This is a genomic window from Micromonospora sp. NPDC047548 (assembly GCF_040642975.1).
Classification (GTDB): domain Bacteria; phylum Actinomycetota; class Actinomycetes; order Mycobacteriales; family Micromonosporaceae; genus Micromonospora.
Map to the genome: position 1 here is coordinate 1 of NZ_JBEYTI010000095.1, position 7,214 is coordinate 7,214.

Here is a 7,214-nt window from a genome sequence, read left to right on the forward strand (position 1 = left end):
AGTTCCACCGACGCGCAACCGAGACGGTGGTGGTGTCCAGTCGGGGATCTCCCAGCGGCTGGCTGGTATCGCTCGCGGGCACGGGGCCTCCGGGGAAAGACACGGACGAGGCCGCCAGGATCGGCGGTTGCAGCGACGTTCATCGTAGCGTCGCCTCAACGCTCGGAGACACCCCGTCTGGCCACCGGCCACGAGGAGCAGCACTGGGCGCAGGACTCCACCGCCACGCCACGCGACCCCACCACGGTGGGAAACGATCCCGGAAGCCCAATCCGACTCAGGACCGTTTAGCTGATCGGAGGCGCTGCGCACGGCTATACCGCCGCGCCCTATCGGTCGTTGCCGACTTCTACCAGGCCGCATTCGTAGCCGAGAATGACCGCCTGCACCCGGTCCCGCAGCCCCAGCTTCGCCAGGATCCGGCCGAGGTGAGTCTTCACCGTGCTCTCGGAGACGAAGAGCGCCACCGCGATTTCCGCGTTCGACAGGCCTCGCGCGACGAGGGTCAGCACCTCGCGCTCGCGCTCGGTCAGCGCCGCCAGCCGGGCGTTCGTCTCCGGCCGGGGCGGGGTCTTGCCGAGGTAATGCGCGAAGAGGCGGCGGGTGACGGTGGGGGCGGCCACCGCCTCGCCGGCAGCCACCACTCGTACGGCGGAGATCAGGTCGGCGGCGAGCGCGTCCTTGAGCAGGAAGCCACTGGCTCCGGCGCGAAGCCCGGCCAGCACGTACTCGTCCAGGTCGAAGGTGGTCAGGATGATCACGCGGGCGGCGTGGGGGCCGGAGCGGATGCGGCGGGTGGCCTCGATGCCGTTCAGCCCCGGCATCCGCACGTCCATCAGGACCACGTCGGGCCGGCTGCGGGCCACCACGTCCAAGGCCTGCGATCCATCGGCGGCTTCCCCGACCACCTCGATGTCGCCGGTCTCCTCTAGCACCAGCCGGAACCCGGTGCGCACCAGCGTCTGATCGTCGACCAGCACGACCCGTATGCTCATCGCTGTACCGGCGTGGTCTCGCGCGCTTGCAGCGGCAGCGTCGCACACAGCCGGAACCCGCCGCCGTCACCGTGGCCGGTCTCCAGTTCGCCCCCCAGCATGGCGACGCGCTCGGCGATGCCGCGCAGCCCGTTGCCGCGTCCGTCCGCCCCGTCCGCCAAGCCCGTGCCGTCGTCGGTCACCTCCACCCGGAGCCATGCGGGCTCGAATGCCAGCCGCAGTACCGCGCCTGCGCCTGGGCCCGCGTGCTTCAGCGTGTTCGTCAGGGCCTCCTGCACGATCCGGTACGCGGACAGGTCGACCGCTGCGGGCACTGCGGCGGGCACCCCGTCGACGTGTAGCTCGATCCGCATTCCGGTGGACCGCAGCTGATCGATCAGCGCGGGCAGCCCGCCGAGGCCCGGCAGCGGGGTGAGTTGCGCGTCGTCGGCCGGGTCGGTGCGCCCGGCGGCGAGCAGCCGGCGCATTTCGGCCAGCGAGGCTCGTCCGGTGGTGATCACGTGCTGCAGCGCGGTGGCGGCGCGGTCCGGATGCCGGTCCAGCGCGGCGGACGCGCCCTGCGCCTGCACCACCATCACTGAAATTCCATGCGCCACCACGTCGTGCAGCTCCCGGGTGATTCGGGCGCGCTCCGCCGCGACCGCCAGCGCCGCCCGTTGCCGCTCCTCCCGGGCCAGGTCGGCGGTCCGCTGCTCGACCGCGGCCAGGTGTGCGCGCCGGCTGCGCATCGCGTCGCCGACCGCGAACGCCGCGACCAGCAGCAGCCACATCTCCATGATTGCCTGGCCCCCGCCGAGCAGTCTGTCGACCGAGAGCACCAGAGCCGGCGGTGGCGCCGTCCTGACCGCTTTCTTGACCGAGGCCCCCGCGACCTGCTCTTGCACGACCTGCTTGCTGGCGAACTCCTGCTGTTCGACATAAATCCGGCCGCCCACCATCGCCGCATACGCCAAGAGCATGGCGAGTCCCAGCATGGTGAGCGAGACCCGCCGGTTCCGAGCCATCGCGGCGACGGTATACAACACCAGCGGAAGCGCCAGATCAAGCAGCTGGAACTTGGCGTCGCCGAACAGATGGCCGAGCACCCCGGTCCCGGTGAGGATCAATGCCAGAGGGGGATGGTGTTGTCTCATCAGTAGACCGACAACGATCAGTGAGGCGAACAACCACCATGGGCGGTCCGCGGGGAGACCCATCTTGTCCAGGTACTCCGTCGCGACATCCGGCTTTGTCCTGGCCGCGAAGCCCATCACCAGCCGGGGCCCGACAGTCAGCACGATCAGCACCAGCGCCAGGGCGGCGTCGGTCAGGAAGTGGCGCGGCACGAACCGGGGCACACCCTCATGGTAGGGAGCGGATACGGCGGCAGCGTCCAACTCAGGTGCTACGTCCGCGGTACCAGCGGCGGCCGAAGGACCGACCTGGGTCCGATGAGTTCACTCGCTGCGGCACGCACCGTAAGGCCATGACCAGAACAGCATCCACAGTGTTCCTCGCCGCATTGCTCGCGGTCGGGGCCGGGGCCGCCGGCTGCGACTCCAGCGACTCTGCCTCTGGAGCGGCGAGCCCGTCGGCGTCCGCCTCGGTGAGCCGGCAGCAACTTCTCGCCCTCGGTCAGGAGTGGGTCCAGTGCCTGCGCGACCACGGGCTGACCCGGATGCCGGACGCCGATCTGACCCCGGAGGGATACCTCCAGTTCCCACCTCAGGGCGGGTACAACTGGAAGACGGACCTCCACAACCGTCCGCAGGTCGTCGAGGCCTGCAAATCGATCGAAGACCGGTACCCCCCGACGGCGTTCCGCCCCAAGGAACAGCTCTCGGCCGAGGACCTGCGCAAGCTCGCCGAGTACGCCAAGTGCATTCGCGAGCACGGCGTTCCCGACTTCCCTGACCCGAACGCCAGGGGCGAATTCGACCTCACCGGAACCTCGCTGGCGAACGGACTCCCGCCCCGGCAGATGAACGTCGCACAGGATGCCTGCAAGCACCTCTGGAGCGGGGAAGTCCGCATTAGTGACAACGGCGGAGGCAAGAAGTGAGCCGCCGACGCGGGGCCGGCGCCGTGCTCGCGGTCGTGGTGGCGACGCCGCTCGCCGCCGGCGTGGCCTACGCCGCCCGGTCCGCGCCGAACACCCCCGACACACCCGCCGCCTCGGTGGCCATCGGAACCGCCGAGGTCACCCACAGCACGCTCACCGAACGCGTCCAGGTCAGCGGCGTCCTCGGGTACGCCGGCTCCTACGTCGTCGACCACCAGGGCGCGCCGGGCGTGCTGACGGCAGCGCCAGACGTGGGCAAGACGATCGGCCGCGGCGGCGTCCTCTACCGGGTGGCCAACGCGCCGGTCCGCCTGCTGCTGGGCCCCGTCCCTGCCTACCGCGACTTCCGCTACGGGATGAGCGACGGCCCCGACGTGCGCCAACTCGAACAGAACCTGGTCGCCATGGGTTTCGACCCGTACCACCGGATCACCGTGGACCGGCACTTCGGCGCCGCCACGGCCGCGGCGATCCGGCGCTGGGAGGCGTCCTGGGGGCGGCCGGCGTACCAGCGCACCGGGCGGCTCACCCAGGGCGAGATCGTCTTCCTGCCCGCCCCGCTACGCGTCAGCCAGCTGGAGATCCGGGTCGGTGGGACCGTCGCGCCGGGGACGACAGTGCTCACCGGAACGTCGACGAGCCGGGCGGTGATCGCGCAGCTGGACACCGCGCAGCGCGGCACCGTACACACCGGCGACCAGGTCGAGGTGACCCTGCCGGACGCCGACCCGATCCAAGGTCGGGTCATCGCCGTCGGCCAGGTCGCGACGGCGTCCTCCGATGGTGCGGGCAACGACCCGCAGCAGCCCACGAACCCGGATACGGCGACCGTCCCGCTCACCATCGCGGTCCGCCTGCCCAGCGGCTTCGGTTTGGACCAGGCGCCGGTGACCGTCGACATCACCGCCCGCACCCGAGACGACGTCCTGCTGATCCCGATCGCGGCGTTGCTCGCCCGGCCCGGCGGCGGCTACCAGGTCCGCCTGGCCGGCGGGGCCGCGGTTCGGGTGGAACCGGGCAGCTTCGACGAGAGCACCGGCCAGGTGGAGGTTGTCAGCGGCCTCACCGCCGGCCAGACCGTGGAGGTGCCTGCGTCATGATCGATCGCGCCAAGCGGCACCCAACGGCGGTGCACAACGGCCTCACCGGCGAGCGCCAGGAGGGCAATGGCAGCGAAGGCACAGCCATGACCGCCGTCCTGGAGTTGATCGACACGCGCAAGGTCTACGCCGGCAGGCCGCCGGTCGAATCGCTGCGCGGCGTCACCCTCACCGTGCACAGCGGCGAGCTGGTCGCCGTGGCAGGCCCGTCCGGCTCCGGCAAGACCACGTTGCTCAACCTCGCCGCCGGCCTGGACCGCCCGTCCGGCGGCTCGGTACGCATCGCCGGCCACCCGGTCGAGAAGCTGAGCGACGGGCAGCTCTCCGGCGTGCGGGCGCACCTCCTCGGGGTCGTCTTCCAGCAGTTCTTCCTGCTGGAGCGGCTGAGCGCGGCACAGAACGTGGCGACCGGCCTGCTCTACCGCGGGGTGCCGGCCGCCGAACGCCGGCGGGCCGCCTACGCGGCATGCGAGCGGGTCGGCCTGGCCCACCGCGCCGACTTCCCCGCCGCGCATCTGTCCGGCGGCGAGCGGCAGCGGGTGGCGATCGCCCGCGCGTTGGTCGGCCGCCCCGCCGTGGTGCTCGCCGACGAGCCCACCGGCAATCTCGACTCCGTCACCGGCGCCGAGATCGTCGAACTGCTGCGCGAGCTCAACGACGACGGTGTCACCATCGTGGTGATCACGCATGACGAGCGGGTCGCCGCGGCGATGCGGCGCCGCGTCCAGTTGCGGGATGGCCTGGTGGTCCGAGACAGCGGGGGTGCGTCGTGAGGTCTCGCCTGCGCGTAGCCGACCTGCTGCCGGTGAGCACCGTGGGCCTGCGGTCGCGACCGGGCCGGGCGGCGCTGTCCATCCTCGGGGTGGCGATCGGGATTGCGGCCATGGTGGCCGTGCTCGGCGTCACCCGGTCCAGCCAGGCCGACGTGCTCGCCCGCATCGACCGGGTCGGCACCAACCTACTCACCGTGGCCAACGGTAAGACCATCCGCGGGGCGGAGGCCAAGTTGCCGGTGACCGCGGGCACGGCGGTGGCGCGTACCGATGGGGTGCTCGCCTCGGCGGCGACCGCGACGCTCGATGTGCGGATCTACCGCAACGACCGGATACCGCCCGGGCAGACCGGAGGGCTGTCCGTGCGGGCCACCGACCCGGCGCTGCTCGCCACGCTGGACGGCACCCTGGTGGACGGCCGCTTCCTGGACGCGGCGCTGGCCCGTTACCCGGCGGTGGTGCTCGGCCATTACGCCGCCACGTCGCTGGGCATCCGCCATGTCATCGGCCACCCGCAGGTCTACCTCGGCAACCGGTGGTACACGGTGGTGGGCATCATGGCGCCGGTCGAGCTGGCCCCCGAACTGGACGCCTCGGCGCTGATCGGCGCGCCGGTGGCGGCTGCCCAATTCGGGTACGACGGCAACCCGACCCGGATCTTCGTGCGGGCGCAGACCGAGCGCACCGACGAGGTGGCGGGCCTGCTCGGGCGGGCGGCCAACCCGGCCCACCCCGAGGAAGTCGCTGTGAGCCGGCCCTCCGAAGCGCTCACCGCCCGGCTCGCGGTCACCGGTGGAGCCACCGTTCTGCTGCTGGGTCTCGGCGGGGTGGCGTTGCTGGTGGGCGGCATCGGCATCGCCAACGTGCTGGTGATCTCGGTCCTCGAGCGGCGTGGCGAGATCGGGCTGCGCCGGGCGCTGGGCGCCACTCGGCGGCATGTCGCGGCCCAGTTCCTGGTCGAGTCGCTGCTGCTGGGCGCGGGCGGCGGCACCGTAGGGGCGTTGCTGGGCACCGCGGTCACGTACGCGATGGCCACCGCCCGCGGCTGGCAGACGCTCGTGCCGGCTGCCGCGATCGGCGCGGGACTGGCCGCTGCCATCCTCATCGGAGGGCTGGCGGGCGTCTACCCGGCTCTGCGGGCCGCCCGGCTCTCCCCGACCGCGGCCCTGAGAACGGCATGAGTATGCTCCCCGGCGAGTCGCGGGATGACGTTGCGCCGCCCGACCCGGTCAATGTCCACTAATCCCGGACACGGAGTCGGGATGAAAATCGGCGGAAGGGTGGTTGTCGTTGCACGTGCCGCGAGCGGAACTCGGTTCGGGGTGCGCAGCGAGACCCTCGACCAGAAGGAAGCATGATGAGCGAGACCCTCGAAGTCACCGACAATCCCGCTGAGAAGCGCTATGAGGCCCGCCTCGACGGCGCATTGGCGGGGTTCGCGGAGTACATCCGAACGAGCGACTTGATCGCATTCGTGCACACCGAGGTGGACCCCCGGTACGAGGGTCGGGGGATCGGTGCCGCACTCGTCCGAACCTCCTTGGACGAAGCGCGCGCAGCCGGCCTCGCTGTCCTGCCGACCTGCCCGTTCTATGCGGGCTGGATCGCCCGCCACCCCGACTATCAGGACGTCGTCTACCAGAGCCGGAGCCGCGTCGCGGATTGATCGAGGCGGCCACGGCCGGACGGGTGAGGGTCTGTCGCTGCTCATCGAGCTCGGCCAGTTGCTGTTGAGCCACGCCGCCGACGTCATGCTCAACTCGTGCGGGTGCGCCCTAGGCGTCGGGATCGCCGCCGGGCTCACCCGGCTTCGTACGCGGGCGTCGTAGCCGGGCCTCCGCGCGGGGACGCATGGTCGTCCCCGCGCGGAGCCGTGGTGATGCGACAGGAGGCGGGCCCACGTGCTGGCCGGCCCTGCGCTGCCGAAGTGCCATCCGGTCAGGTCAGGCTGCATGCCCGTATTCGTGGAGGATGCTGCCGGGGCGGTCGCGTCGACGTACGTCGAGGCGGGTCGTGGCGTCTGGTTCGGGGACCGGGGTGGGCAGGGCGTGATGGCAGGGTGGGCATGACTCACTTCGGACGATCAACTAGGCGTCGCCAAGCTGCGGTCGCCGTTCGGCGATCCCCGACGCGACCAGACCTTGTCCTGCACGAGCACACCACAGCGTCCTCCGCCGCTCCGCCATCTGGCTCGGGACGTGCGCTCATCGGCTACCGGGATGCGGGCCAGTGCTCCGCCCTTCAGGGCGGGGGTGAAGGCCCGCGCTGGGAGGGCCGCCGAGGCCCGAGCAGTGCCTTAAGCCGG

At 71.5% G+C, this 7,214-nt stretch carries 6 protein-coding genes and 1 pseudogene; 5 read left to right on the forward strand and 2 right to left on the reverse strand.

All coding sequences use genetic code 11. From position 1 onward, the window contains the following. Positions 1 to 329: 329 nt before the first annotated feature. Both ABZ807_RS32820 and ABZ807_RS32825 read right to left on the reverse strand, forming a co-directional pair. Positions 330 to 995: a response regulator transcription factor gene (locus ABZ807_RS32820; RefSeq protein WP_357166905.1), complete on the reverse strand. Its 666-nt coding sequence runs from the start codon at positions 993 to 995 to the stop codon at positions 330 to 332. Continuing rightward, positions 992 to 2,281: a histidine kinase gene (locus tag ABZ807_RS32825; RefSeq protein WP_357166908.1), complete on the reverse strand. Its 1,290-nt coding sequence runs from the start codon at positions 2,279 to 2,281 to the stop codon at positions 992 to 994. The genes ABZ807_RS32820 and ABZ807_RS32825 overlap by 4 nt, the downstream gene beginning before the upstream one ends. Before the next feature lie 179 nt (positions 2,282 to 2,460). Between ABZ807_RS32825 and ABZ807_RS32830 the strand changes: the two genes are divergently transcribed. From ABZ807_RS32830 to ABZ807_RS32850, 5 genes and pseudogenes are all read left to right on the forward strand, one after another. Then, the gene (locus ABZ807_RS32830) at positions 2,461 to 3,036 is read left to right on the forward strand and encodes a hypothetical protein (protein WP_357166911.1); all 576 of its coding nucleotides are present in this window, start codon (positions 2,461 to 2,463) and stop codon (positions 3,034 to 3,036) included. Next, positions 3,033 to 4,136, forward strand: coding sequence for a peptidoglycan-binding protein (locus tag ABZ807_RS32835; RefSeq protein ID WP_357166914.1), 1,104 nt, complete (start codon positions 3,033 to 3,035; stop codon positions 4,134 to 4,136). Before ABZ807_RS32830 ends, ABZ807_RS32835 begins: the two co-directional genes overlap by 4 nt. Positions 4,137 to 4,222: 86 nt before the next feature. Beyond that, positions 4,223 to 4,909, forward strand: coding sequence for an ABC transporter ATP-binding protein (locus tag ABZ807_RS32840; protein ID WP_357166920.1), 687 nt, complete (start codon positions 4,223 to 4,225; stop codon positions 4,907 to 4,909). Then, complete coding sequence (locus ABZ807_RS32845; RefSeq protein ID WP_357166917.1) at positions 4,906 to 6,090, forward strand: ABC transporter permease; 1,185 nt, start codon at positions 4,906 to 4,908, stop codon at positions 6,088 to 6,090. Before ABZ807_RS32840 ends, ABZ807_RS32845 begins: the two co-directional genes overlap by 4 nt. Positions 6,091 to 6,251: 161 nt before the next feature. Further along, positions 6,252 to 6,575: pseudogene (locus ABZ807_RS32850) on the forward strand (GNAT family N-acetyltransferase); the annotation flags it as partial. Positions 6,576 to 7,214: the final 639 nt, after the last annotated feature.

What these genes read in the sequence shown, in the direction of transcription:
- ABZ807_RS32840 (WP_357166920.1), top strand. Translation starts at nt 4,223, where the DNA reads ATGACCGCCGTCCTGGAGTTGATCGACACGCGCAAGGTCTACGCCGGC.
- ABZ807_RS32830 (WP_357166911.1), top strand. Translation starts at nt 2,461, where the DNA reads ATGACCAGAACAGCATCCACAGTGTTCCTCGCCGCATTGCTCGCGGTC.
- ABZ807_RS32820 (WP_357166905.1), bottom strand. Translation starts at nt 995, where the DNA reads ATGAGCATACGGGTCGTGCTGGTCGACGATCAGACGCTGGTGCGCACC.